At 59.7% G+C, this 25,828-nt stretch carries 25 protein-coding genes and 1 tRNA gene; 9 read left to right on the top strand and 17 right to left on the bottom strand.

Translation table 11 applies throughout. The features are described from left to right. Window positions 1-10: 10 nt before the first annotated feature. The 3 genes from ACK509_RS00485 to ACK509_RS00475 form a co-directional block, all read right to left on the bottom strand. Window positions 11-2,590: a cbb3-type cytochrome c oxidase subunit I gene (locus tag ACK509_RS00485; protein WP_410764488.1), complete on the bottom strand. Its 2,580-nt coding sequence runs from the start codon at window positions 2,588-2,590 to the stop codon at window positions 11-13. Then, window positions 2,587-3,324 carry a cytochrome c oxidase subunit II gene (gene coxB / locus ACK509_RS00480; RefSeq protein WP_410764487.1) on the bottom strand — a complete coding sequence of 246 codons (738 nt, stop codon included), beginning with the start codon at window positions 3,322-3,324 and terminating at the stop codon, window positions 2,587-2,589. The genes ACK509_RS00485 and coxB overlap by 4 nt, the downstream gene beginning before the upstream one ends. Before the next feature lie 148 nt (window positions 3,325-3,472). Beyond that, window positions 3,473-3,991 carry a DUF6789 family protein gene (locus tag ACK509_RS00475; RefSeq protein WP_410764486.1) on the bottom strand — a complete coding sequence of 173 codons (519 nt, stop codon included), beginning with the start codon at window positions 3,989-3,991 and terminating at the stop codon, window positions 3,473-3,475. Window positions 3,992-4,102: 111 nt separating this feature from the next. Here ACK509_RS00475 and cyaB point away from each other — a divergent pair, with 111 nt between their 5' ends. Both cyaB and ACK509_RS00465 read left to right on the top strand, forming a co-directional pair. Then, complete coding sequence (gene cyaB, locus ACK509_RS00470) at window positions 4,103-4,693, top strand: class IV adenylate cyclase (protein WP_410764485.1); 591 nt, start codon at window positions 4,103-4,105, stop codon at window positions 4,691-4,693. Between the two features lie 96 nt (window positions 4,694-4,789). Continuing rightward, window positions 4,790-5,998 carry a methionine adenosyltransferase gene (locus ACK509_RS00465; RefSeq protein ID WP_410764484.1) on the top strand — a complete coding sequence of 403 codons (1,209 nt, stop codon included), beginning with the start codon at window positions 4,790-4,792 and terminating at the stop codon, window positions 5,996-5,998. Here the strand turns inward: ACK509_RS00465 and ppk1 are convergent. Continuing rightward, window positions 5,995-8,454 carry a polyphosphate kinase 1 gene (ppk1, locus tag ACK509_RS00460; RefSeq protein WP_410764483.1) on the bottom strand — a complete coding sequence of 820 codons (2,460 nt, stop codon included), beginning with the start codon at window positions 8,452-8,454 and terminating at the stop codon, window positions 5,995-5,997. The genes ACK509_RS00465 and ppk1 overlap by 4 nt on opposite strands. A 220-nt stretch (window positions 8,455-8,674) precedes the next feature. On the opposite strand from ppk1, the gene thiI reads away from it, so the two are divergent. The 3 genes from thiI to ACK509_RS00445 all read left to right on the top strand — a co-directional run bounded on the left by thiI (window position 8,675) and on the right by ACK509_RS00445 (window position 10,739). Further along, on the top strand, window positions 8,675-9,835 hold the full coding sequence (thiI, locus tag ACK509_RS00455; protein WP_410764482.1) for a tRNA uracil 4-sulfurtransferase ThiI: 1,161 nt from the start codon (window positions 8,675-8,677) through the stop codon (window positions 9,833-9,835). A 283-nt stretch (window positions 9,836-10,118) separates the two neighbouring features. Further along, window positions 10,119-10,244 (top strand): hypothetical protein, encoded by a 126-nt coding sequence (locus ACK509_RS00450; protein WP_410764481.1) that lies wholly within the window; start codon window positions 10,119-10,121, stop codon window positions 10,242-10,244. Window positions 10,245-10,286: 42 nt separating this feature from the next. Further along, window positions 10,287-10,739 carry a DUF5804 family protein gene (locus tag ACK509_RS00445; RefSeq protein ID WP_410764480.1) on the top strand — a complete coding sequence of 151 codons (453 nt, stop codon included), beginning with the start codon at window positions 10,287-10,289 and terminating at the stop codon, window positions 10,737-10,739. A gap of 16 nt (window positions 10,740-10,755) precedes the next feature. Here the strand turns inward: ACK509_RS00445 and ACK509_RS00440 are convergent, their stop codons facing one another. Continuing rightward, complete coding sequence (locus ACK509_RS00440; RefSeq protein ID WP_410764479.1) at window positions 10,756-11,670, bottom strand: PLP-dependent cysteine synthase family protein; 915 nt, start codon at window positions 11,668-11,670, stop codon at window positions 10,756-10,758. Between the two features lie 160 nt (window positions 11,671-11,830). Between ACK509_RS00440 and ACK509_RS00435 the strand changes: the two genes are divergently transcribed. After that, on the top strand, window positions 11,831-12,208 hold the full coding sequence (locus ACK509_RS00435) for a thioredoxin family protein (RefSeq protein WP_410764478.1): 378 nt from the start codon (window positions 11,831-11,833) through the stop codon (window positions 12,206-12,208). A gap of 35 nt (window positions 12,209-12,243) precedes the next feature. Here ACK509_RS00435 and ACK509_RS00430 read toward each other — a convergent pair whose 3' ends face one another. Beyond that, window positions 12,244-13,425: a low temperature requirement protein A gene (locus ACK509_RS00430; RefSeq protein WP_410764477.1), complete on the bottom strand. Its 1,182-nt coding sequence runs from the start codon at window positions 13,423-13,425 to the stop codon at window positions 12,244-12,246. A gap of 137 nt (window positions 13,426-13,562) precedes the next feature. Continuing rightward, a complete protein-coding gene (locus tag ACK509_RS00425; protein ID WP_410764476.1) occupies window positions 13,563-15,671 on the bottom strand; it encodes a thioredoxin domain-containing protein in 2,109 nt (702 codons plus the stop codon). 169 nt (window positions 15,672-15,840) lie between these two features. Here ACK509_RS00425 and purD point away from each other — a divergent pair, with 169 nt between their 5' ends. Together purD and ACK509_RS00415 are read left to right on the top strand one after the other, a co-directional pair. Beyond that, on the top strand, window positions 15,841-17,127 hold the full coding sequence (gene purD / locus ACK509_RS00420; RefSeq protein WP_410764475.1) for a phosphoribosylamine--glycine ligase: 1,287 nt from the start codon (window positions 15,841-15,843) through the stop codon (window positions 17,125-17,127). A gap of 45 nt (window positions 17,128-17,172) precedes the next feature. Then, the gene (locus ACK509_RS00415; RefSeq protein ID WP_410764474.1) at window positions 17,173-17,685 is read left to right on the top strand and encodes an acyltransferase; all 513 of its coding nucleotides are present in this window, start codon (window positions 17,173-17,175) and stop codon (window positions 17,683-17,685) included. Window positions 17,686-17,724: 39 nt separating this feature from the next. On the opposite strand, the gene ACK509_RS00410 is transcribed toward ACK509_RS00415, so the two are convergent. The 6 genes from ACK509_RS00410 to ACK509_RS00385 all read right to left on the bottom strand — a co-directional run bounded on the left by ACK509_RS00410 (window position 17,725) and on the right by ACK509_RS00385 (window position 22,996). Next, complete coding sequence (locus ACK509_RS00410) at window positions 17,725-18,765, bottom strand: sensor histidine kinase (protein ID WP_410764473.1); 1,041 nt, start codon at window positions 18,763-18,765, stop codon at window positions 17,725-17,727. 72 nt (window positions 18,766-18,837) lie between these two features. Then, a complete protein-coding gene (locus ACK509_RS00405; RefSeq protein WP_410764472.1) occupies window positions 18,838-19,539 on the bottom strand; it encodes a hypothetical protein in 702 nt (233 codons plus the stop codon). A gap of 105 nt (window positions 19,540-19,644) precedes the next feature. Continuing rightward, window positions 19,645-20,463 carry a mechanosensitive ion channel domain-containing protein gene (locus ACK509_RS00400; protein WP_410764471.1) on the bottom strand — a complete coding sequence of 273 codons (819 nt, stop codon included), beginning with the start codon at window positions 20,461-20,463 and terminating at the stop codon, window positions 19,645-19,647. Between the two features lies 1 nt (window position 20,464). Then, a complete protein-coding gene (gene dacZ, locus ACK509_RS00395; RefSeq protein WP_410764470.1) occupies window positions 20,465-21,274 on the bottom strand; it encodes a diadenylate cyclase in 810 nt (269 codons plus the stop codon). Window positions 21,275-21,626: 352 nt separating this feature from the next. Further along, a tRNA-Leu gene (locus tag ACK509_RS00390) sits at window positions 21,627-21,709 on the bottom strand. 54 nt (window positions 21,710-21,763) lie between these two features. Next, window positions 21,764-22,996 (bottom strand): PQQ-binding-like beta-propeller repeat protein, encoded by a 1,233-nt coding sequence (locus ACK509_RS00385; protein ID WP_410764469.1) that lies wholly within the window; start codon window positions 22,994-22,996, stop codon window positions 21,764-21,766. 75 nt (window positions 22,997-23,071) lie between these two features. On the opposite strand from ACK509_RS00385, the gene ACK509_RS00380 reads away from it, so the two are divergent. Continuing rightward, entirely contained in the window at window positions 23,072-23,380 is a 309-nt protein-coding gene (locus ACK509_RS00380; protein ID WP_410764468.1) for a transcription initiation factor IIB family protein, read from the top strand. Here ACK509_RS00380 and ACK509_RS00375 read toward each other — a convergent pair whose 3' ends face one another. The 4 genes from ACK509_RS00375 to ACK509_RS00360 form a co-directional block, all read right to left on the bottom strand. Continuing rightward, on the bottom strand, window positions 23,381-23,584 hold the full coding sequence (locus ACK509_RS00375) for a hypothetical protein (RefSeq protein WP_410764467.1): 204 nt from the start codon (window positions 23,582-23,584) through the stop codon (window positions 23,381-23,383). A gap of 39 nt (window positions 23,585-23,623) precedes the next feature. Beyond that, the gene (locus tag ACK509_RS00370) at window positions 23,624-24,127 is read right to left on the bottom strand and encodes a phosphopantetheine adenylyltransferase (protein ID WP_410764466.1); all 504 of its coding nucleotides are present in this window, start codon (window positions 24,125-24,127) and stop codon (window positions 23,624-23,626) included. A 45-nt stretch (window positions 24,128-24,172) separates the two neighbouring features. Continuing rightward, a complete protein-coding gene (locus tag ACK509_RS00365; protein WP_410764465.1) occupies window positions 24,173-24,637 on the bottom strand; it encodes a helix-turn-helix domain-containing protein in 465 nt (154 codons plus the stop codon). A gap of 79 nt (window positions 24,638-24,716) precedes the next feature. After that, window positions 24,717-25,793, bottom strand: coding sequence for a glutamate--cysteine ligase (locus ACK509_RS00360; protein ID WP_410764464.1), 1,077 nt, complete (start codon window positions 25,791-25,793; stop codon window positions 24,717-24,719). Window positions 25,794-25,828 lie beyond the last annotated feature (35 nt).

Genomic DNA, 25,828 nt, shown 5'->3' with positions numbered 1-25,828 from the left:
TGTTGTCACCTCACAGGATGTAGAACAGCGGGAAGAGGAACAGCCAGACGATATCGACGAAGTGCCAGTACAGACCGAAGTACTCCACCGTGCCGTTGTCGTCGAGGTACGCACCGTTCCACGCGCGCCACACGAGGAATAGTGTGACCAGTAACCCCGCGATGACGTGTGCGGCGTGCAGGCCCGTCGTCAGGAAGAACGTCGAGGTTCGGACGTTCGTCGAGAGCCACAGACCCTCGTGGAAGAGGTGCTGCCATTCGAGTGCCTTGTTGATGAGAAAGCCCACGCCGAGGACGAACGTCGCACTGAGACTCGTCACGAGGCCGAGTCTGTGTTTCTTCTCGGCGGCGACGAGCGCGAGGACGACGGTGAAACTACTCGTCAACAGGATGTAGGTGTTCACCAGCCCCGGAATCGGGTCCGAGGGAACCGGGTCCCATCCGGTCCATCCGAAGGCCACGCGCGTGAAGATGTACGCGCCGAGGAAGCCGCCGAAGAGGACCACGTCGGACGCGAGGAAAATCCACATGCCGACTTTTTTGTTCTCGATGCCCGCGAAGGGCCACGCCTCTCCTTCTTCGAAGACCGGGCCGTGGAAGGGTTCGAGCCCCATCGCAACGAGCGACCCGAGGGTGATGAACCCGCCAACGACGAACGACGTTGCGTACATCGTCCCGATCATTCCGTCGGGGAACGAGGCGTTTTGGACGGCCGAGAGTCCGAGGAGGACGAAGAACGACCCCAACGAGAGGATGAAGGGCCACCAACTCGCGTGACTGGGAGCCACTTCGTCGGCGGTTTCGAGTGCGGTTGTGGACTTCGCTGGAACCGTCTGTGAGGAGGTTGCGACGCCCCCGTCGGCAGAGACGGATGCACCGGACGGAAGGTCGAAACCCGGCCCGGTGTCGAGAATCACCTCGCCGTCTTCGACGAACTCCAAGTGGCCGCTCCGGTAGGTCGGCGTCCCCTCGAAGTTCTCTAACGGTGGTGGCGACGACGTTGCCCACTCCGCTGTCGTGGCGAACTCCCACGGATTCCCTGAGACTGGTTCGCCGACGAAGGCGCTCTTGAACAGGTTGTAGAACATGATGAGGAACGAGAGTCCGAGGATGAACCCGCCGACAGTGGCGAGTTGGTGCCACACCGCGAGTTCCGGCGCGTAGTCGAAGACGCGGCGTGGCGTCTCCCACGCGATGAAGAGCGGGAAGTAGAGCAGGTTGAAGCCGATGAAGTAGGCGGCGAAGTGGAGTTTCCCGAGGAACTCGTCGTACATCCGCCCGGTCATCTTCGGGAACCAGTAGTAGAGGCCGCCGACGAGTGCCGTCACCCCGCCGACCATGACGTAGTGGAAGTGAGCGACGACCCAGTAGGTGCCGCGGAACTCGTAGTCGAGGACGACAGCGCCGAGGAAGACGCCGGTGATGCCGCCGATGATGAACAGCAAGAGCGCCCCGAAGACGAACAAGAATGGCGTCTTGAAGCGTATCTTCCCTTTCAACATCGTGTAGATGAGCGCGAACACCATCAGGTCGAACGGGAGTGAGATGCCGATGGTGGTTATCATAAAGAGCGTCTTCACTTGCAGGTTGATGCTCGTCAAGAACATGTGGTGCATCCAGACGACGAACGACTGGATGGCCACGAGAACCATCGCGAGGATGAACCACTTGCGGCCGACGATACGGCGACCGGTGAACGTCTGGAACACCTCCGCCATCACGCCGAGTGCCGGGAAGAAGACGATGTACACCTCGGGGTGACCGAAGAACCAGAACAGGTGTGCCCACAGCAACGACCCTGCTGGTGAACTCATCGCAAAGTAGGTCGTTCCGAGCAGGCGGTCCGACGAGAGAACCATCAACGCCGCGAGCAACGCCGCGAAGGCGAAGAGCATCATCCAGACCGTGAGGAGAATCGTCCAGCTAAACAGCGGCATCCGCCGTAACGTGAGCCCCTCCGCTCGCATCCGATGCATCGTCGTCAAGAAGTTCACCGACGAGACGGTGACCGAGGCGGTAAACAAGACGAGCGCCAAGACGGCTGTCGATGCCCCGACGTCCGGTGTGAACGTGGGAACGTTCAACGGTGCGTACATCGTCCACCCGCCGGAGAAGGTGCCACCTTGGAAGAAGGAGACGCCGAAGAGGATACCCGAGAAGAGGTAGAGCCAGTAACTCAACGCGTTGAGTCGAGGAAACGCGAGGTCTTTCGCGCCGAGTTGGAGCGGAACCACGTAGTTCGCAAAGCCGAAAGCGAACGGTGAGAGGAACCAAAACACCATCAGCAAGCCGTGGGCCGAAACGGCTTGGTTGTAGGCGATAGGGGAGAGAATCGTCTCACCGGCCGCACGCGGTGCCCAGAGTTGAATCCGCATCAGCCACGCGAGGACGCCCCCGAGGACGAGGAAGAACAACGACGTGACGATGTAGAGAATCCCAACGTCCTTGTGGTTCGTCGTGATGAACCAGCGTTTGATACTCCCAGTGCCGGGGAAGTCGTGACCGTGGTCGTGGTCGTCAGTGTGCGTCGGCACGACATCGTCGCCGACGGCGGTCCCACCATCTGTCCGTTTCGTATCGTTCTCACTCATGCTGAGGCGTTCTCCGTCTGGTTCGCCGAGCCACTCTCGGTTTGTTCAGTCTGTTCGTACCACGATTCGTACTCCTCAGCCGACAACACGACCACGTCGGCGGTCATGTAGGAGTGTCCGGCACCGCAGAGTTCGTAGCAGTTCGCGGTGTACGTCCCCGTCTCGTCCGCGATGAACCACGTGGTGGTTTCCTGACCCGGCATCGCGTCAGATTTCACCCGTAACTCGGGGACGCCGAAATTGTGGAACACGTCGGCAGAAGTCAGCGTCAACCGAACTGACCGGTCTTCGGGAACGCGGAGCGTGTCAGTGGTGTGGCCGTTCGGATAGGTAAATCGCCAACCGAACTGGTAGCCCTCGACTTCGATTTCGAGGGCGTCGTCGCCCGGCGGCCCATCTTCGACGTACAACAACGTCAGATACGTCCACGAGATGAGCGAGACGACGATAATCATGCTCAAGAAGAACGACGTTGCGAGTTTTCGACCGCCACCGCTTCCGGTCGGAAGTTCGCCGAGAACGAGCGGGTTGTCGTCTGGTTTGTCGCCGTTCCCGGAGCCCCAACGGTACTTGTAGGCGTTGTAGAGCATATATCCGATAACGACGAGACCGACCAGCGTTCCAAGGGCGAGAAACACCTGGAAGATACTGTCGAAGACGAACGCACGCGTTCCCCTCGGGACAATTCCGGACTGCAACGGAAGCAAACTACCACACAGCCGTTCCAAGTCCATTGGTAACATCACCCATTCATGTTGATTAACGTTCATGATACTTACTGTTTCGGGGGTTGACAGGGCGCACAATTACTGACAGGCCGTGGTTCGTGCGGTCGATGTCAGTCACGGTTCACATCGAGGGGTCGAGAAAGTCGAACCGCGCTCACACCTCGTGTTGCGGGATACCTGCAACCCGGTCGAGGACGTAGCCGAGGGTCAGTCCATAGACCCAGTGGCCAAGCAGCGAGAACACGAGGAAGGACGCGGTGACGAGCGCGCTCGCCTGCGGCCAGAACGCCGGGGCGAAGCCAACCCAAAAGAGGGTGGCGAACACGACGCCACGGAGGTATTTCGGTTCTGCCGGTGGCAAGAACGCCCCGACGACGATGAACGTCAACGGCAGGACGAGGATACCACCGATACCGAACACGACGACGCCCAGTGTGAGCGTCGATTCGAGCCCGAAGAACAGTGCGAATCCGGCGAAGTCCGTAATCGGTCCGGTGACGAAGAGTCCGAGGAGTTCGGGGATGCCGACGAGGACTGGCATCATCAGAATCGTCCCGAGCAAACCGCCAGCCATAGCGGCAATCACGACGTTTTGGGTAATCGTGGGGTCGATTAGCTCCTCTTGTTGGCGTTCGATGGTCGCCGTTGGTGTCGTCGGTGTCTCTTGACTCATACCACTATCCCCGTACGCGGTAAGTCATGATAAAACATGACACACAAATACTGCCGGAATCGGTATCAGAAGTTCCCCGATACTTTTGCTCGCTGACGACACCGACCACACATGTACGAAGTCGAGGTCAAAGTCCGCGCTGACCACGCCGCAGTCCGCGAAGAACTCCACGATGCGGGCGCGAAGCGGGTAAATCGAGTCGTCCAGACAGACACCTACTACGATGCGCCACACAAGGACTTCGCAGAGACGGACGAAGCACTTCGCCTTCGAAACGAATCACGTTACGACGACAGCGAAGACGGCGACGACAACGAGAGCAGAAGCGACACAATCGTTGACGACGTGACGCGACTCACGTACAAAGGGCCGCTCGTGGACGAGCAGTCGAAGACCCGACGTGAGTACGAAACCGACGTCGCAGACGGCGAGACGATGGACGCCATTTGCGAAGCAGTGGGCTTCGCGCCCGCTGCGACTGTCGAAAAAGAGCGCGAACGGTTCGAACTCGACGGCTACACCGTCTCGCTCGATGCAGTATCGGAACTCGGTGAGTTCGTGGAAGTCGAAGTCGAAGTCGAATCAGATGTTGACTCCGCACGCGAAGGAGCGTTTTCCGTGCTTCGGACGCTCGGACTCGAACCAGACGACCAGATTCGAACGTCGTATCTCGGGATGTTACTCGGCGCTGACGAAGCGTAACCGCCACGCTCACCGTGACATAATACACCACAGTAATAGCTTCTCTCGGGAAGGTTTCCGCAAGTTATAGAAACGCCCACTGGGTACGTCAGGCTAATGAGTGACCGAAATATTCGCCTCGAATCCGCCGAGAAGCGTGCGGTCGAGGACCAAGAGGTCGAAATCGTCGAGCGGAAGGGAATTGGTCATCCTGACTCCATCTGTGACGGTATCGCCGAAAGTGTCTCTCGCGCCCTGTCGAATCTCTATCTCGACCGCGTTGGCAAAGTACTCCACTACAACACCGACGAGACGCAACTCGTCGCCGGAACCGCCGCACCGAAGTTCGGCGGCGGCGAGATTATCGAGCCGATCTATCTGCTCCTCGTCGGCCGCGCGACCAAGGAGTACGAGGGCGAAAAACTCCCCGTCGATTCGACTGCCCTCCGCGCCGCACGCGACTACCTCCGCGAGAACATCCCAGAACTCGACGTTGGCACGGAGGTCATCGTTGATGTGAAACTCGGCGAAGGCTCCGGCGACCTGCAAGACGTCTTCGGCGAAGAGGCCGAGGAAGTGCCGATGGCCAACGACACGAGTTTCGGTGTCGGCCACGCGCCACTGACCGAAACCGAGCAAATCGTCCTCGAAGCAGAACACGCACTCAACGGCGCACGCTACGGCGACGACCACCCCGAACTCGGCTCAGACATCAAAATCATGGGCAAGCGTGAAGGCGACGTTATCGACGTGACGGTCGCTGCCGCGATGATCGACGGCCACATCGACGACGTAGACGACTACGTCGAAGCAGTCGAAAACGTCCGTGAGTTCGTCACCGAACTCGCAACAGAGTACACCGACCGCGAGGTCAACGTCGATGTCAACACCGCAGACGACTACGACGACGAGTCGTACTACCTGACGACGACCGGGACCTCCGCCGAGATGGGTGACGACGGCTCTGTGGGCCGTGGCAACCGCGCAAACGGTCTCATCACGCCGAACCGACCGATGAGCATGGAAGCGAGTTCGGGCAAGAACCCCGTCAACCACATCGGAAAAATCTACAACCTCCTTTCGACCCACATCGCCGAAACCGTCGTCGCCGAAGTCGATGGCATCCGCGACCTGCAAGTTCGTCTGCTCTCGCAGATTGGCCGCCCAATCGACGAGCCGCACGTCGCCGACGCGAAGGTCATCACCGATGACGGCGTCACCATCGCTGATATCGAAGACGAAGTAGTCGCAATCATCGACCGCGAACTCGCCAACGTCACCGACATCACTCGCCGCACCATCAACGGCGAACTGACGACGTTCTAATTACTGCTGTAGAGGCGTTTTACGACGCTTGCCGCACCTTCTGCGGTCTTTCGATACACTCTGTCACCGTCTGGTGTCCGAATCGCGTAGTCGTAGTGGGCGCTGTCGGGAACGTACCACACCTCGGTGAAAGAGTCGAGGACGTGTTCTGGGTCGCTGTTCGTCGCGGGCGTGGGCGCAGTCGAATCGACAGATTCGGCCTCCGGTTCGGCGCTCTCTTCGGTCTCCTCGGTTGCAGTAGATTCGACCAATAGCGTCTCGAGAACGTGTTCGTGTTTCGCAGGAATGCCGCGAGTCACGCTGTCGTCGCTGGCGGCGACGAGCGCCTGTTCCATCAAGACCGATTGCGTTTCGATAACCGGGTCGTCGCCCGCCTCGCACCGTTCGTAGGAGCCATCCGATTGCATCTCCCACGCAGTCGTGTTGTCTGCGAGGCCGAGTTCGAGGATGAATCGGAGTTGCTCGCGGATGTCTCGGTCTTCGACGGGAGCGACGGCTTCGACGCGCTTGTCGAGGTTGCGCGTCATCCAGTCAGCAGAGCCGATGTAGTACTCGGGGTCGCCTGCATCACCGGCTTCCCCGGTTTCTTGCGAGGACGCAGACCTCGCACCGTTTTCGAAGTAGAAGATACGAGAGTGTTCGAGGAACCGAGAGACGATACTCCTGACAGAGACGTTCTCGGAGCGGCCTTCGATGCCGGGTCGGAGCCGACAGATGTCGCGGACGAGGAGGTCGATATCGACACCTGCCATCGACGCCCGATAGAGTTCTTCGACGATTTTCGGGTCTTCGAGCGCGTTCATCTTGGCGACGATTCGGGCCGGGCGACCGGCGCGGGCATGCTCGGCCTCGCGACGGATGTAGGAGGTGAGTTCGTCGCGCATCGTCACGGGAGCGATGAGCAACTTTCTGAACGCTTCGTCCAGTGCTGGGCCGGTGAAGAAGTTGAAGACCTTCACGAGGTCCTGTCCGATGTCGCGGTCGGCGGTGAGCATCCCGAGGTCCACGTACCCCTTCGCGGTTCCAGAGTGGTAGTTGCCGGTAGCGACGTGCGAGTAGAGTCGAACGCCGTCTGCTTCCTCACGGACGACGAGCGCGGTTTTCGTGTGGGTTTTGAGACCAATCGTTCCGTAGGCGACGTGAATACCTTCTTCTTCGAGTTTTCGGACCCATTCGAGGTTGTTCTGCTCGTCGAATCGGGCTTTGAGTTCGACCATCGCGGCGACTTGTTTGCCGTTCTCGGCAGCGTCGATGAGCGATTGAATCACCTTCGAATCGGAGGCCGTCCGATAGATTGCGGCCTTGATAGCCAACACGTTCGGGTCGCTGGCGGCCTCGTCGAGGAATCGCTGGACTGTATCGCCAAAGGAGTGGTATGGGTGGTGCAGAAGGACGTCTTTGCGGCGAATTACGTCGAAGATAGAGTCGCTGTCTTCGACGCCGAGGTCGCCGCCATCGAGGCCCTGGAAGCGTGAATGTGGCTGTGGAGACCACGAAGTGAGCGAGAGGTCGGGACGGTCTAGGTCCGTGAGGTCCATGAGTTCACGGTAATCGAGCGGCCCAGAGAGTCGAATTACTTCGCGCTCGTCGAGGTCGAGTTGGTCGATGAGCAGTTTTGTAACCGATTCGGGAGCATTGGCTTCGAGTTCGAGTCTGACCGCGGTTGCGAATCGGCGTTGCTCGATGACCTCTTCTATCATGTCGATGAGGTCCTCTGCGACCTCCTCGTTGCGCCGGACTTCGGCGTTGCGCGTCAGTTTGAACAGCGCCGTTTCGAGAACATCGACGTTCGGAAAGAGCAAATCGAGATTCGCACGAATTATCTCTTCGAGGAGGACGTAGACGACGTTCTCGTCGGACTCGCCGACTTCGACCAACCGAGGGCGGTTCTGCGGGATTTTGACGCGCGTGAACGTCGAATCACCACCGTTTCGAGACGTGAGTACCGCAAGCGAGAGTGAGAGATTCGAGATGAAGGGAAATGGGTGTGCTGGGTCGAACGAGAGAGGCGTGAGCGTCGGCAGGACAGAGGTTTCGAAGTACTCACGCATCTGCGCTTGTTGGTCCGCCGAGAGGTCTTCGTAGTCGGCAATCGTAATCCCTGCATCGGCGAGTGCCGGGCGGATTTCGTCTTGGTAGCACTGTGCCTGTGCCTCGAACATCGGGCGGGCCTTGTCGATGGCCTCTTCCCACTGTTCCCGAGGTGTTCGGCCATCGACGGTTCGTTCGGTGACGCCCGCTTCGATTTGCTGTTTGAGGCCGCCGATGCGTTTCATGAAGAACTCGTCGAGGTTCTTCGTGACGATGGCGAGAAACCGAACCCGTTCGAGCAGCGGTGTCCGGTCGTCGAGCGCCTGCTGGAGGACGCGCGACTGGAAGGACAGTTCGCTCAGCTCGCGATTGAGGTAGTAAGACGGGTCAGACAAGTCGTCGGCAGGTGGCTCCTCAGAGGTCATGAAATCTGGTGTGGGTCGGGGGCGAATCAGCCGAGTGACCGGCGTTGCGTATGGCGAAGGGAAGGCAAATCAGCATTAAGCGGTTTATATTGGGTGGACATCTGTCTACAGTTCGGTACGTGCCACTATGTGCCACTATATAACAAGCATATCCTTTGACAGGATTTGAGAACGTTCGAAGAGCGAGACGCTGAATACCGGGCGTGAAAAACCGACGAGTGTGACACACTGGGCGCACGTCGTTCTCGTCGGATACGGCGAGGTCGGGACGAAGAGTTCGAGCGTTCGAGCGAAGATGGAAGCACGGCTTCGTACGAACCTCCAAGCGGTACTCGACGACCGCTCACTCGCTGGAACCGTGGAGGGCGAGTGGTCACGCATTCTCGTCCGCGACGTGAACGACCCCGATGCCGTTGCGGCGGCCTGTGCAGAAGTCCCGGGCATCGTCTGGGCGCGCCCTGCGATTGCCTGCGAACCCGACCTCGACGAAATCGTCGCCGTCTGCCGGGAACTCGCTGCAGACCACCCAGCCGGTGCGTCGTTCGCCATCGATGGCAACCGAACGGGAGAGCGAGAGAGTGACGAATTCTCCGGGAGCGATATCGAGCGCGAAGCGGGGAGTGCAGTCATCGAAGAGACTAGTGCGGCCGTCGACCTCGACAACCCCGACAGAACCTATCGAATCGAGTGCCGCGAGAAAGAGGCGTACGTCTCCACCACGCGATTCGACGGTCCCGGCGGCCTTCCACTCGGCACACAAGGAAAGACAGTCGCGCTCATCTCGGGCGGTATCGACTCACCGGTTGCGACGTGGGAGATGATGCGCCGTGGCTGTGAGGTGATTCCCGTCTACATCGACCTCGGTGACTTCGGCGGGGCCGACCACCGCGCCCGTGCGGTCGAGACCGTTCGAACCCTCGCACGCCGTGCGCCGAACTTCGATATGCGCGTTCACGTCGTCCCCGCGGGCGACGCAATCGACCGTCTGGTGGAGACGATAGACGACACGCGCATGCTCACACTTCGGCGCATGATGTTCGCCATCGGTGCGGAAGTCGCCGCAGACGAGGGGGCACACTCGGTCGTGACGGGCGAAGCAATCGGGCAAAAGTCCAGTCAGACCGGTGCGAACCTCGCAGTCACCGCCGCTGCCATCGACTATCCGGTCCATCGCCCACTTTTGACGTGGGACAAGACGGACATCGTCGCGACGGCGCGCGAAATCGACACGTACACCGATTCGACACTCCCGGTCGGGTGCGAGCGAGTCGCACCGAGCTACCCCGAGACGAACGCCTCACTCGCCGCAGTCGAGCGCGCTGAATCGGCAGAGTTGTTCGACCTCGCCGCGGACGCAGCACGGAACCGAGACCGAGTGTGAATAGTCGCCTCCAAGTGACAGTGGGCCGCGGTACGTAACCGCATACGAACTGTGCGAACAGCAACCACATTCGTTCTTTAGTGAGTGTTCGAACCCCAATGTGCGTGAACAATTGTACAAAAATGGATTTATGGTGCCAGGGAGCGCACAGACAGACATGTCCCACACAGTGCGCCGTAGACGGTCCTCCCTTGGCCCGGAGTGGCGACTTCGCCACCGGGCGGCGCGAACCGATTGGAGCGACACCACAGAAGGGTGTGCCTGCTGCAATCGGACGGTCGACATGCGAAACGACCACTATCAGATGGTCCTCGACCGCGAAATCGACGGTCCCGGGAAAATCGGTATCGAGCGCGAGCGCGTCGTCTTCTGTGACGAGACGTGTGCCGATGCGTGGCTCTCCAACTGAGTACCGGAACCGCTTTACCCAACCACAACCGTCCTCCGCGACGTGACGCGCGTCTGTATCGTTGGCACGGAAGACGTTCACCTCCAGTACGAACTCTTATCGAGAGAGACGGCGCGTGCGGCGCTTTCGACCTACGAGTTGTCCGAGCCGTTCTCGAACACACTCGCGCTCGAGACCGTGAGCCTCGGCGCTGCGGTGTCGCTCTTGAACGACCTTCAGTGGTATCTCGTTCGCTTTTCTGACTTTGCACTCGTCTCTGAGCCCTCTGTCTCCGAAGACGAATGGCTCTCGCGCACCCTCGCGCGGGATATCCGCGACGGCAACGTCGAACCCGAAGAGACCGGCGAGTATCTCGCTATCTACGGCGTCGAAGACGGGCGACTCATCGAACCCATGTTCGTGACGCGAATCGACGGTGAGGTTCCCGAGTACGACCTACGAGACGTAGACGAAACCGTCGTCGTCCGGGTTTCAAAAGCAGAGTTCGGCGGCTAATTCGGGTCTCGAATCCTCAGTCGAACATCCCAGTGGACATGTAGCGTTCACCGGAGTCCCAGAACACCGTGACGATGAGCGGTTCGTCTCCCTCGTCGGCGTCGGGGTCGGCGATGCGTTCTGCGACGCGCTTTGCGGCGAGCAGTGACGCGCCCGAGGATTGGCCGACGAGAATCCCCTCTTCACGGGCGAGGCGGCGACACTCGGCTTCGGCGTCTTCGAGCGCGACGATTTCGAGTTCGTCGAGCAGGTCGGTATCGAGGTTCGGGCTCACGAAGCCCGGACCCATCCCCTGAAAGTCGTTGTTATTGATGTCGCCACCCGAGAGGACGGCGGCCGCTTCGGGTTCGACACCGACGATTTGCATGGCGGGGTGTTCCTCGCGGAGGCGACGACCGTTACCCGAAATCGTGCCGCCGGTGCCGATGCCAGCGACGAACGCCGCAATCGGTCGGTCGTCGGTCTGGTCGAGAATCTCTTCGGCCGTGGTTCGATAGTGAGCGTTCGGATTCGCCGGGTTCTCGAACTGCCGAAGTTGGTGCATCCCTTCTTCGGCTTCGAGTTCGTCGGCGCGGTCTTTCGCATCCGAGATATCGCCCTCGACGAGGTCGATGGTCGCACCGTACGCGCGCATGATTTCGCGGCGCTCTTTCGACATCGACGCCGACATGACGATAGTCAAGTCGTAGCCTTTCGCGGCCGCGACGACGGAAAGTCCGATGCCCGTGTTCCCCGAAGTTGGTTCGACGAGTTGGTCGCCGGGCGAGATTTCGCCCGCTTCTTCCGCCGCTTCGACCATGGCCTTCGCCGGTCGGTCCTTCGCCGAGCCACCGGGGTTCTTCGACTCGATTTTCGCCGCGATAGTCGCTCCCTCGGGGGAGTCGACTTTCACCAGCGGCGACCCGATGGTATCGAGGATGCTGTCGTCCATTGGAGTTCGGTATATGATGCGCAGTTAAACGAGTGGCGAATACGGAGGATACGGCCACTGTCTGTGTTTCGGTCGTGCCACGAGTGGGACGACCGAACAGTCCGTGGCAGGCGACGCCGCGAGCGCACGCGTTATATCATCGCGGGCGATAGTCGCTGACATGGCTGAATCCGAGACGCTCGAAACGATGCAACCGAATCCGGCGTGGGATGCAGCGTCCTACGAGGACGCAGTCGCCGCGCTCGGAGCCGAATCCTACACGTTCAAAATCTGGGGCGGCGACTGGTGCGGCGACTGCCGACGCCAACTGCCCGACTTCGGTGCGGCACTCGACGCCGCCGAGGTTCCGTCAGAGCGAATCGAACATTACCCGGTCGAAAAGGCCGACGACGGTTCGAAGATTGGCCCGCTCGTAGACGAGTACGATATCGAACTCATTCCGACCGTCGTGGTCGAACTCGATGGTGAGGAGGTCGCGCGATTCGTCGAAGAAGAACCAGTTCCGATTGCTGTCTTCTTGGCCGAGCAGTTGGCCTGAATTTCAGTGTCCAGTGGCCGCCATCGGCCACAATTTTAGTCACTACTCACTGTCGCCGAGCGGAGTCTGTTCCGGTGAGTGGACCAAATCGTCTCGTACACTGCGAGACCGACGAACAGGGCGGTGAGCAGGAACAACGCCACGGTCGAACGTACCTGCAACGCGACCGGAATCAGTGCGAGAGAGACGACTGAGACTACGAGACGTAAGACACTAATCGTTCGATGGTCGCGGTATCGGAACACGTTGTGGCCGATGAGATACAACGCGCCGCCACCGAAGAGTGCCACCGCGGGGATGAGTCCGAGCGGTTCGTCGATGTGGGCAAGCGTTTGCTCGATGCCGAGAGCGACGAACATGATGCTCCCGACAATCAAGAGGTGAATGTAGCTATACGAGTCGCGGGCGAGTACCGCACGCTTGGACTCCGGCTCTTTCGACAGTCGCTTCTCGGCAGCGAGGACGATGTAGTCGAAATAGAGCCACCAGAAGGCGATGACGAGGACGATTCCTAATATCGCCGCCGCAATCACGCCCGTCGTCAGTGAGAGTCCGCTGGCCCCGATACCGATAGCGACGAGCGACTCACCGAGTGCGATAATCATGATGAGTCGATGGCGTTCGACGAAGTGGCTGACAGTCACGTGGAATCCCTGCACTCCTTGGATGTACACGACACCATAGTCGATGAGCAACGCCACGACCCACAGCGCAGATTGTGTCACCCCTTGGGTGAAACTGGCGACGACGAGGAGGAGCGGGCCACCGAGAAATCCGGGAGCGATGCGAAAGACTGCCTGTCTCGTCTCGGGCGGGGCAACAATCGGGTAGAAGGCGATGTGAAGCAATCGAACGGCGAAGTAGGCCAGTCCAAACAAGAGTGCGTCGTCACCGAATGCGTCAGGCACGGCGAGCGCGACGAGTAACATCGACACCATCGCCATGAGAATCACCAATCGAGCAGGGAGTACGTCCTCGGCATCGACGGAACCAGTCAACCACGAGTAGCAGACCCACGCCCACCAGAGAGCAGCGAATATCGCCGCACCACGAGCCATTCCAGCCCACGTCAGATTTTGTGCAAGGTAGCTCGAAACCTGCGTGAACGCGAAGACGAACACTAAGTCGAAGAATAGTTCCAGTGGTGTGACCGACTGTTCTTGTTCAGCACCCAGCGTCTCCTCACCGACCTGCGACGGTGAGTGGTCTGTACTCATTCCGATTAGAGAGGTTGTGAACGTTCAAAAAGGTAGTCCGAGTGCCACTAACCGGGAGAATCTGGGGGCGATTCTGATACTCCTGAAGAAACGGGTCGAATATCCAGCTATCTAAAACTCAGCATCGACTGCCCGTTTCAGTTCTCGCCCGCCGTGAACCACGCCAGCGCCTCGTCTAACTTATGGGTCGGCGCGGAACAGGTGAAGTTCTCGCAGGCGTAGACGGTCGCTTCGCCGTCGGTCGCCTCACGACCGGCCCAAATCGGCGGTTCCTCATCGAGTTCCAACTCGTCCAGCCACGACGCTAATTCGTCAGCAGTCGCCGGACGTGGGGCCATCACGAGACCCGGCAGGTAGCGAGAGGCGAGTTCGTCGCGCCACTCGTCGGGAATCTCGTCCGCCGCAATCGTCAATTCTGGAACCCCACTCGCGGCTTTCTCCGCGGCGAGCGCGAGCGAGATATGTTCGAGGGGGCTCCCACGGATGCGGTTGGCGTGCGTCCCTAAAACCGCATCTGCGGCCTCGCCGAATTCTTCGTCTGGTGCGAAGTGTTCGAGGTCCAAGAGCAGCGACGTGGCGACACCGAGACTCGATGGCGTCGATTGGTCGGTCGGTTCCTGCGGACGGGTGACGAGGGCTTCGCCGCTCTCAGGAGTGAAATAGAGTGTGCCCGCCGCGTCGTCGTAGAACTCCCGAAGGATTGCTCGGGCGAGGTCCAGCGCAAAGGCGAGGTGGTCCACGTCGCCGGTCACTTGATACAGGTCGAACGCGCCGCGAGCGAGGAATGCGTAGTCTTCGAGGTAGCCGTCGCCTTTCACCTCGCCGTTCATCACGCGCCGCGATAGATGACTTTCAGACTCGTTCCAGAGAGTGTTGCGGACGAACGTGAGCGCGCGGGCCGCGTCTTCGGCGAGTGAGTCGTCTTGCAGCGTGAGCGCACCCTGTGCGAACGCCGAAATCATGAGGCCATTCCAGCCAGCGAGGATTTTCTCGTCGCGGGCGGGACGCACGCGGGAACTCCGTGCCTCGAAGAGAGTCTCACGAGCGTTTTCGAGTCGCTCTCTCGCTTCGGATTCGTCGAGGTCGTACTCGTCTGCGAGGTCCGCAATCGAGGAGTGGACGTTGAGAACGGTCGTTTTGTTCTCGAAGTTCCCGCTCTTTTTGACGCCGTAGCGGTCGCAAAAGAGGTCGGCGTCGAGTTCGTCGAGGTGTTCGTGGACTTGCTCGGGTGTCCAGACGTAGAAGGTGCCTTCCTCGCCACCGGATTGCGCGTCGAGGGTTGCGAAAAAGCCGCCGTCGTCGTGGGTGAGTTCGCGGCGGACGAACTCGAAGGTCTCCTCGGCGATGTCGGCGTAATCGTCGGTCCCAGTGAGTCGTGCGGCGTCGAGGTAGCGAGGGACGAGTCCCGCTTGGTCGTAGAGCATCTTCTCGAAGTGCGGGACGGTCCAATCTCTATCGACGCAGTAGCGGTGGAATCCGCCGCCGATGTGGTCTCGGAGACCACCGTTCGCCATCGCGTTGAGCGTCTCGGTAGCGACGTTCAGGGCTTCTCGTCGGCCAGTGAACGAGTACGCGCGAAGGAGCGCGTCGATTCGACCGGGTTGTGGGAACTTCGGGCCACTCGTTCCGAATCCGCCGTGGTCGCGGTCAGCACCGCGAAGAGCCGCCTGTGCGGCCGTATCGATGATCTCCGAACCGGGCGCTTCGCCGGGCGTGTCGGGAGTCGTTTCGAGGTTGTTCGTAATCGCCGCTGTCCACTGGTCGGCGCGGTTCTCGATTTCGTCGCGGTCGGTCTGCCACGACTCGGCGAAGCTTTCGACGATATCACGGAATCCGGGCGCGCCGCGCCGTGGTTCGGGCGGGAAGTAGGTGCCGACGAAGAAGGGTTTGCCCTGCGGAGTGAGCCACACAGAGAGCGGCCACCCGCCGCCGCCGGTGACGAGTTGGCAAATCGTCTGGTAGATTCGGTCGAGGTCGGGGCGCTCTTCCCTATCAACTTTGACCGGGACGAAGTGTTCGTTCAGAACCTCGGCGATTTGTGGGTCTGAGAAGCTCTCGTCGGCCATGACGTGACACCAATGGCACGCCGAATAGCCCACAGAAAGAAAGATGGGCTTGTCCTGCTCGCGGGCTGCTTCGAGGGCTTCGTCGTCCCACGGCTGCCAGTTGACTGGGTTGTCCGCGTGCTGTCGGAGGTACGGACTCTGTTCCTCGTCGAGTCGGTTACGTCCCGTGGGCGAAGTCATATCTCACTGTGGGAACTCCGGCGACTAAAGCGACGTGGAGACGGAAGCCGAGGGGTCAAGGACGAAGACTGAGAGGCGGGACGAGAATCGACCAAAGTATGCAAGCACATGAATATCAAAGCTCGTTTGAAGAGCAATCTTTACACTCCTGTGCGCAGGCTGTGAAACCATGACGGAGACAGTTCTTCTCGTTGGTGGCGGCGGACGCGAACACGCAATCGCCCGTGCGCTCGCTCCCGACTGCGACCTCTATGCATGTGCGAGCAACCGAAACCCCGGTATCGTCGCGCTCGCCGAGGAGTTCGAGACCATCTCGGAGACGGCAACCGATGACATCGTCGCGTACGCCGAGTCGGTCGAGGCGACGCTCGCTATCGTCGGCCCCGAGGCAGGACTGGCCGCCGGTGTCGCAGACGCCCTCGACGACGCTGGCGTCTACACGTTCGGACCACAGGCCGCAGACGCTCGCATCGAGACGGACAAAGCCTTCCAGCGCGAGTTCATGCGCGACAACGACATTCCGGGCAACCCGGACTTCGCAACATTCCACGACGTAGACGCCGCCTGCGACTACATCGACGAGTACGACGGTGACCTCGCGGTCAAACCCGCAGGCCTCACCGGCGGCAAGGGCGTGAAAGTCATCGGCGACCAGGTGACCGAAGAAGAAGCAAAGGAGTACCTCCGTGGCTCCGACTACGAACAGGTCGTTCTCGAAGAGCGCCTCGTCGGTGAGGAATTCACGATTCAGGCGCTCGTCGCCAACGGCGAGTTCCGCGTCAGCCCCGCCGTACAGGACCACAAACGCGCCTACGAGGGTGACGAAGGGCCCAATACCGGCGGTATGGGAAGCTACACGAACACGACGCCGTCGCTCCCATTCATGGATGATGGCGATTACGAGGCCGCCGTCGAAGTGATTGAGGCGGTTGTCGAGGCGATGCCCGACTACAAAGGCATCCTCTACGGCCAGTTCATGCTCACGAACGAGGGGCCGAAAGTCATCGAGTTCAACGCTCGCTTCGGCGACCCAGAGGCGATGAACACGCTTCCCGTCCTCGAAACGCCGTTCCTCGACGTACTCGTCGCCGCCCGCGAAGGCGACTCACTCCCCGAACTCAACTTCGCCGACAAATCTACCGTTTGCAAGTACGCCGTCCCCGAAGGCTACCCGGTCGAGCCCAAAGCAGGCGCGAAAATCGAGGTCGATGAAGAAGCCGCAGGCGACGCACTCCTCTTCTACGCCAGCGTCGATGCCCGCGACGATGGACTCTACACGACCACCTCGCGCTCCTTCGCCGTCGTCGGCGTCGCCGACAGCATCAGTGAGGCCGAAGCACTCGCAGAGGATGCGCTCGCCGCCGCTGGCGACGGATTCCACATCCGTCACGACATCGGAACTGAAGCACTCGTCCAACAGCGCATCGACCACATGACCGAGATTCGCAGCGAATAAGCCGACTCCGCGGGCGCTTTTATCCTTCCGGGCCAATCGGTAGCCGTGACTGCCGACGACGCCACTCGACACGACCGAATCGACCACCACGCGACGCCGGGGCCGCGCAACTCGCTCCAGTACTGGACCGACGCAAAGCCCGTCTGGCGGGTGATGCTCAACTACGTGTTCGTCCTCATCGCGCGTATCGCACCGTCACTTCGGATTCGAAGTTGGGCACTCAAACAGATTGGTGTCACCGTCGGTGACGGCGTTTCGTGGGGATTGGAAGCGACACCCGACGTGTTTTGGCCCGAGTTGATTACCATCGAGGACCACGCAATCGTCGGTTACGACTCGGTGATTCTGTGTCACGAGTTCCTCCAAGACGAGTACCGAACCGGCGAAGTCGTCGTCGGCGAGCGAGCGATGATTGGCGCGAAAGCGACGATTCTCCCCGGCGTTCGAATCGGTGCAGGCGCGCAAGTTGCGGCGAACTCACTCGTGACGCGCGACGTGCCACCGGGCGCGACGGTCGCAGGCGTTCCTGCTCGGCCGATGTCAGATGCAGAAACCTGAACAGGTGAAATTCGGTGTACTTCCCTTTCTGAGGAGTCGTTACTCGTCTTCGTCTTTTTCCAATTGTTCCTGCAACGCGATACAGAAACACGCGCCTTCGTCGTCGGCGTCTTCGACCCAGATATCGCCGTTGTACGTCGAAATGACATTGTCGGCGAAAAAGAGGCTAATCCCGGTTCCGTGGTGTAGTTGGTCGAACTCCTCGCGCCCGAAGATGAGGTCTCGTTGTTCGACCGGCACACCGGGACCGTTATCAGAAATCCGCACGATAGCACGCCCTTCGTCTGGTTCGCGCTCGATTTCGATTTCGACGGTCGGTTCGTCTTTGTCGTTGTGTGTGACCGCGTTCTCTAAGACGCACTCGATGGCGTTGCCCAAAAGGTCGTCAGCGACGACCTGAACTTCAGGAAACTCTTCGAAGATAAACTCCGCGTCGGGGAACTCGACCATCGCATCGACGATGCGATTTTTGAGGACGACGTCGATTCGGATCGGTCGATTCGATGCGTCGTGTGACCGTTCGAGGAGTTTGCGGAGGTCGCGCGCCCGCTGGGACTTTTGAACGAGGCCGAGAACCTTGTTTTGGACGAGTTCGAGTTCTTTCAGCGCCGTTTCGTCGTCGATTCTCGTCGCAACTTGCTGGGTATATCCGTAGACGACGTTCAACTCGTTTCGCAGGTCGTGGCGAAGCAGTCGATTGAGTACTTCCGCAGCGTTCTGATAGCGACGCTGTTTCGTCGTATCGAGGAAGAACGCGACGAATCCTTCGACGTCGCCATCGACGACGATTGGTGTTGCGAAGCCGCTTCCGTAGACAACCTGGCTGTCGTTTCGACGCGCCCTGAACTCGCCGGACCACGTCTCTCCGGCAATCATGTGCTCGACGATTTCGTAGTAAACCTCTTCGTTGGCTGCGATGACGCCGACCGACTCACCGATTATGTCGTCGTATTCGTAGCCGAGAAACGCCAGGCCAGCGTCGTTCACATCCTGGAAAACGAAGTTCGTATCTGCGATCAGCATGGGGATGTCCGTACTCCGGAAGGCTTCGCGGTACAGTTCCGGGTCGGTGTCCACCATGGTAACTGTCGGTACCAATACACCCGGCGTACTTATTTTCAGCGGTTAGATACATGTAGCGTAATATCACACTCAAAACAGCTCGAAGATTTGCTGATAATATCGTGAAACAACGTCGTAGGCCGCCGTAATGTCTTGCGATGGGTCGCTGCGCCCCCACGTGTCGTGAGCCTCGACGCCTGCAACGAAGTAACGAGCGAGGTTCGCAACCACCCGGTCCTCGGCGTTCGGAACCATCTGACGGATTTTGATGCAGTGAGCACGGAACGCAACCGTCTGCCAGTTATCTCGTTGTTGGCCGTGGTGCCACCAAAATCGCGTCTGGAGTGTGGCAAATTCGTCGTCCATATCCAACAATCGACAGACCTCCAGGAGCAACGCTCTCACGTCATCCCATCGTGGGTCGTCGTCGATGCCCTGGACGGTGACGTCGGTATCAGAACTCACAAACAGGTCTGCTGGCAGGTCTTCTTCAGGACAAGGTGAAAACTCAGGCCAATTCTCGATTTCGTCCTGTAAAAAGAGCGCACGCATGAACAGTTCTCCCGCCTTGTAGGCCCGTGATTCGGGCACCCTCGGGAACTCGAGTTGGTACGATTGGCCCATGAGTTCGATCGCATGGGTTGCCGCGTCGCGGGCGGCATCGAAATTACGTGCTTTCAGATAGTCTTCTCTCTGGTCTTGGAAGTGGAACCCGCGAAGGAGTGTCTCTGCTGCCTCTCTGGCACGAGGCGAAGGGGAGGAAGTATTCAGTGCGGGGAGGTGTCCTGTCATCGTATTCAGGGGATTCGATATGACACAATCCACGGAACACTTCTAAACTGTTGTGGTGGGAAAAGAACAGTTGCGAGCATGTTTGTCCCGATAAATGTGCTTAGGCTACCGAATTCGACCAACTCCGTGTTTGAACACACGAGCGTTCGGGAGGATGTACTCCTCACCGTCGGATTCGATGTGCGTGACGAACACGTCTAACTCTTGGACGACACCCTGGACGTCACCGACGATAACCTCGTCACCGATGGAGTACGGTTGGGTAAAGAGGAGGTACGTCCCGGCAGCACCAGACCGAAGCAGGTCCCAAAAGGCGACTGCACTCAGGATGATGACGGCCGCGAGGTACGCCGCGAGGAGGACGACGATTGGGAGCGTCGCGACGCCGATTTGCGACAGTGCGACGAGAATGGCGAGAAAGAACACCGTGTACTTCGCCAAGAGTGGGACGATATTGACCTGCGGCAGTTTGACGGCCCGAAGCCGTTCGGCAACCATGAGTTCGACTTTGTCGCCGACAACGACGCCGATGATGAGGACGACAGCGGCGACGAAGACCTGCGGTAAGATGGCGATAAAGAGACTCCAGAAGCGGTCGACGTAATCGACACCCGCAATGGAGAGCGCCGCGAGGATTGCGACGCCGAGGACGAAATAACGCGTCATCCACGCCAGAATCTCTATCGTCGAGGTGTCGAAGTCGCGGGCGGTACGCTCGAAGGCCGTGCCTTCGATAACCTCTGGAAGTCCGAGGCGGACGAGCAGGCTTTGGACGACCGAGCCTGCGGCGTAGGCGACTAACAGTCCAACGAACAGGACGACGAGGATGGCGACGAACCGAAGGCCGACGAGCTGGACGAGCCGGTCGAGGATTCCATTTCCATCTTGCAACTGCAAGAGAACGGAGACACCGACTCCACTCATCTCAGTAGTCCTCCGGGTCGATTTCGAGAATTATCTTCCCACCTTTGAACGCGCGAACGAGTCCGTCAGACTCGGAGAGAACGATAGACGTCGCGTTGCTATCGCGGGTGATTGCCCCACCGGCCATGTGGCGTGCGCCGAGGCCTTTCGGGATATCGACGCCCTCTGCCGAGGGTTCGAGATAGCGGTAGGCGGAGACGATTTTCCCCGAGTCGGAGATGACGAACGCGCCGTCGAGTCGCGAGAACTCCTTGAGCATGACGTTCACGATGGGGTCGCCCACGTAGACGTGCGACTTCTCGAAGGGGTTGTACGAGAGCGGTCGGGACTTGTTCATCACCTTGCCTGCGTCGCCGACGACGAACAGCGCGCCAACGGGTTCGCCCTTCTGGCCCTTCTTTCCTAACTCGATTGCGACTTCGAACACGTCACGGATGACGCCGGGGTCCGCCCGCGAGTTAGCGAAGAGGTCGTAAATTCCCGAGCGCATGTTCTCTTCGACGCGCACGCGAACCACGGAATCGAGGTCGCCGCCAAAGATGCCGACGTTGCAGACGACGGTGTCGCCTGCTTCGACGAGGTTCTGTTCCATCGCACCCTCGATGCCGAACCGGATGCGGTCTTTGACGTTCTGGAACTGCAACGGGAGTTCGACGAACGTCTCGGCTTCGACCGTATTGTCCGGTGCGACGACGATTGTCGGCACGTCAGTGTCTTCGAACCGCTCGTATTGCGAGTGGCTCGGGGCGAACATGAACAGGCCATCCACGTCCGCCACAGTATCGCCTAATAATTCAGATAACGCCGCCATTGGTGGAGACACACACCCAATGAGAAAAAGGGTTGTGTCGTGTCTGACGTGTGGCATGCGTTTATCAGCACCGTTAATTTGGGTTCTTCGGGCTGAAGACTCAGCCTGCGAAAATGAAGTGGTACAGGGTTCGAATTTGCTATAGAAATGTCTCGTTCTCAGACGTGGGAACTGTATATTTGTAGGGAATTGGGTGGGTTTTGGAGGCTGGAGAAGACAAGATTCGAACCGCGGTCGCAAAATTCGCTCAGTGCGTGGGACAGGATTCGAACCTCACTCGCTCACTGCGTTCGCTCCCTGATTCGAATCCTTCGACACGCAAACACGTCTCTCACGGTGTTCGAGACGGTTATGCGTGGGACAGGATTCGAACCTGCGGAGGTCTATACCACAGCGTCCTAAGCGCTGCGCCGTTGGCCACTTGGCTACCCACGCTCGTTCGGGCATCTCGCCCTGCGCTCGCACGTTTCCCGTAGCCACATATAAACATCACGAGGAGTCGCTGAAAGTCGTCAGCGACCAAACGTTCCCCGCCCCGTTTTTCCCACCCACGAGTACCGAACCTTCGGCGACCACTGGCATCGTCGCAGTCGCAGATTCGATTTCGAACGACCCGAGTACACAGCCATCCTGCTTGCCGAGCGCGTAGAGTTTCGCATTCCCGTCGTAGCATCCGGTTGGAACGTACACTGCGTTCTCTCCAATGGCTGGGCGGCCTGTACACCCACCATCCGGAATAACCGCACGCCACTTCGTGGACCAATCGTCGGTGCTTCGAGCGACGACTGCCGAATCTCGAACCCAGTACGAAACGTCACTCGCAACTGCGGGTGCGGCGTCAGCGGCAGTGTGAGAGGTGGTGTCACCGGTTTCGATATCGAGTACGTACACCTCGTCTCCAACGTGTTGATAGACGCGCCCACCGTGGACGACCGGCGGAGCGGTCCCCGAGTATCGAGCGTCCAATCGGCGACGCCACAGTTCGGCCCCGTCTCTGGGGTCGAGGACGACCAATTCCCCACCTTTGGAGATAACAAACACCCTGTCTTTGGTGGCAGTAACCGACGCCGGGACAACCCATCGGTCAGTGCCGTCTTCGACGAGTGAGACGACCCACTGCTGTGACCCATCGCTCCGGTCGAGGGCGTACAGACGGTCGTACACTGGTTTGGGGTCGGTTTGAGGCGTCGGGCGTTGTGATGCACCGACGAACACGAACTGTCCATTATCGCCGTGGTGGGGCGTGAGCGACGCGCGTTCACCGGGCGGAGAGAACGACCACCGTTCGTGGCCGTTCACCGTGTCGTAGGCGGCGACCTCGTTGTATCCGGCGTACGTGACGATTTGGTCCGACGCGATGGGAGTAGAGCCGAATCCCGTCTCGGCAGGCGTCTCCCAGTGGAACGCGCCGCTGTTTGCCGCGACTGCACGGAGGATGTCGTCTTGACTACCGACGTAGACAGTTCCGTTTTCGACGCTGGGTTGAAACGCTCGAATTTCGGTCTCGAACGACCAGCGAACGGTGGGGTTCCACGATGTATTGCAGGATGGTTCCGGTGTGGAATCGTCAGTGGCTTTCGCTGTGGTTGTTGGTGAAGCGGTTGGCGAGTGCGTGGCGGGAGTTGTCGTGGTATCGGACGAACCAGACGGCCGTTGCTGTCCATTCAAACACCCGGCAGTCGCAGAGAAGAGGGCGACGAGAAACGCGCGACGATGGACCATTTGATTCGATTTCAAACTGACAGGTGAAACCAGTTCTGCCGTGGAGATTATATCACTCCACCTACAACCCCGACCATGTACAGCGCCCGAGACCAACGAGACAACGAAGAGTGGTTGGCGAAAATCAACGCCGCCGCCGACAGTCTCGACCTCGGAAGCGAGGCGCGTTCGTACGCCTCGGACCTGTTTCTGACGCAACTACCCGACGAAGACCGCTCGAAGAAGGCAGTCGCGGCCGCAAGTCTCTACGCGGGCGCGCTCATCGCGGGCGAAGAACGCTCACAAACCGCCGTCGCAAACTCGATGGACGTCTCTCGGCTCAGTATCCAACAGCGATGGAAAGACCTCCTGCGCGAAGCGGGATTCCGCCCGCCGAGTTGGTAACTACTCTGTGGACTCTGGTTTCTGACGCCGAGTGAGCAGCGCGAACGTGATTCCGATAGCGAGGACGCCCGCGACGAGACCCGCGGGAATGCCGATAAACAGCGAGAAGAACACCCAGCGTGTGACGTACTCGGTGACGACGACACCCACGACGAGAGCGACGAGAATGCCGGTGGCGAAACTCACGGCGAGCGGATGGCGCATATGCGGGCATACACCCGCAACGTGCAAAAACTCTGCTCGCTATTCGTCGGCGTCCGGTGGGAATCGCCCGCGCCCGTCCGCGTCGGGCGTGACGTTGCCGTGACGGTCGATTTCGCCCATGACGATGCGCGTCGAAGAGATGCGCTCGCCGTCTTCGGCGGGAACGTGGTCAACGACTTTGATATCGAGTGGGTCGAGACCGCGCTCGGCACGGATTTCGTTCACCTGTTGGCCGCCCGATTGCGTCTCTGGTGAGACGATGAGGACGTCAAAGCCCGGTTCGGTCGCAATGCCGGTCGGTTCGTCGAGTTCTCTGATGTCGAACTCGCGGCCGTACTCCTCGGCGAGCGGTTCGAGTTCGGCTTCGAGCGCCGCTTTTCGCTCGTCGAAAGGTCGAACGTAGCGGTCTACGTGACGTGTTTTCGGTGCGAGTTCGTCACTCGTCAGTCCGATAGTCACGTCGCCCATTTCGAATGCGGCCTCAAAGAGTGCGAGATGGCCATCGTGGACAGGGTCGAACGTCCCGCCCAACGCGACGTGCATATTCTCGCCGTCGTCGCGGTGCAACTTAAGCGGGTCGGGTTAGGGTCACTCCTCGCGGACGGTAATCGAAACCGGCTCGATGTCGTCAGAGCCGTCAGTTCCGAGGTGTCGGTCGAGGTTGAACACCACGTTCAACTGCTCTTGGACTTCTCCAGCAACGTTTTTAACGAGTTCACTCGGTTGGATAGCGATGTACTCGTAGGGGTTGTTGCCCGCACCGGAACTCTTGCGCTTTTGTCGTTCGACAGTGCCCTCGTCGGTGAGTTCGGCGAGTGCCTCGCGGACCGTACTCGGGTACAAACCAGTTCCTTCCGCAACTTCGCCGCTCGTCGAGTTCGGGTGCGTGCGGAGGTGAACGTAGATGCGTGCCCGCGTCTCGGTGTCCAGAATCCACGCAAGTAGGTCGATTAAGCCGTCGTCAAATTCGGGGACGGCTTCGTCGATAGCACCGTTCGAAGATTCCTCGCTCTCTGACTTTGTACGTTCCTCGGAAGTCTGTTTCGCAGGCATTTGTGCTACGGGAAAGGACAAAACATATTCACTGAAAAATGTTTCCCGTGAGAGGCCGAGCGTGAATTGCTGGCGTAGCTCAATCGAGCGTCAGATGCTCACAGAGCGCGTCGAGGCCGGATTCGTCGTGGATGCGACGCTGGATCTCGGTTCCCGATTCGGCTTCGAAGAGGAACTGGAGTCCATCGACGCCGAGGCGCTCAGTCTCGGTTTCGACGAAGGAGTCGAGACTGACGACTGACTCGGAGTCGCGGCCGATAAAGGAAGCGTCGCGGCCGTAGCGTGTCGCCCGCCACTTGTTCTCGTCGAGGAGTTCGCGACGGATTTCGGTTCCGTCTTCGCCGTCTTCGTAGCGGTCGGCGAGTTCGAGGACGAGTGCGTGAATGTATTCGACGAACGCGGCGACGCGCTCGGGGTCGGTTTGGGTGTCGGGTGTTCGGACTTCGACGGTTCCGTGGCCTGTGTGGGGTCGAACGTCGTACCAGAGTTCGCCACGGTCGTCGATAGAACCGAGTTCGACCATCCGACGCTCGAACTGCTGGAACGCGTCGAAGTCTTCGAACGCGGTCGGCATGCCGGTGTTCGGAAGGTTCTCGAAGATTTTGGCGCGTGCAGAGGCGAGGCCAGTATCGAAGCCGTTCCAGAACGGAGAGTTCGCACTCAGTGCGAGAAGCGGGGCGAGATACCAGCGGAGTTCGTTCGCAATCCAGACGGCCTTGTCGGCGTCGTCGACACCGACGTGGACGTGCAGGCCAGCGGTCGTATTCCGGTGTTGTGGGTACTGAATCCGGTCGAGTTGTGCCTGATAGCGTGGTTTGGTCGCGTGGTCGAGTTCGCGCCACTTTGCGGCGGGGTGGAGTCCGGCCGCGGCGACGCGGAAGTCGTGATTCGCGGCGTGCGCGACGAGTGCGTCGCGAACAGAAGTGATAGCCGATTCGACCTCGCTCGGGTCTTCGATAAGCGGCGTCTGTGTCTCGATTGTGAACTTGAACAGTTCGTGGTCGATTCGTCCGGAGAGCGGTTCCGGTGGCTCTTCGCCGTACACGAGTTCGTCGATACCGGACGTTGGCCGACCGTCGGCGTCAACGATGTAGAACTCCTCTTCGACGCCGAGTGTCCCCATGCGGCCAAAGGCATCCGCCGACCCTAGTTCCATCGGCACGCGGTTAGATGCGCCCGATTAAAAACATC

Source organism: Haloferax sp. DFSO60 (assembly GCF_046557615.1).
Classification (GTDB): Archaea; Halobacteriota; Halobacteria; order Halobacteriales; family Haloferacaceae; genus Haloferax.
This window is presented reverse-complemented; position numbering and strand designations above follow the sequence as displayed.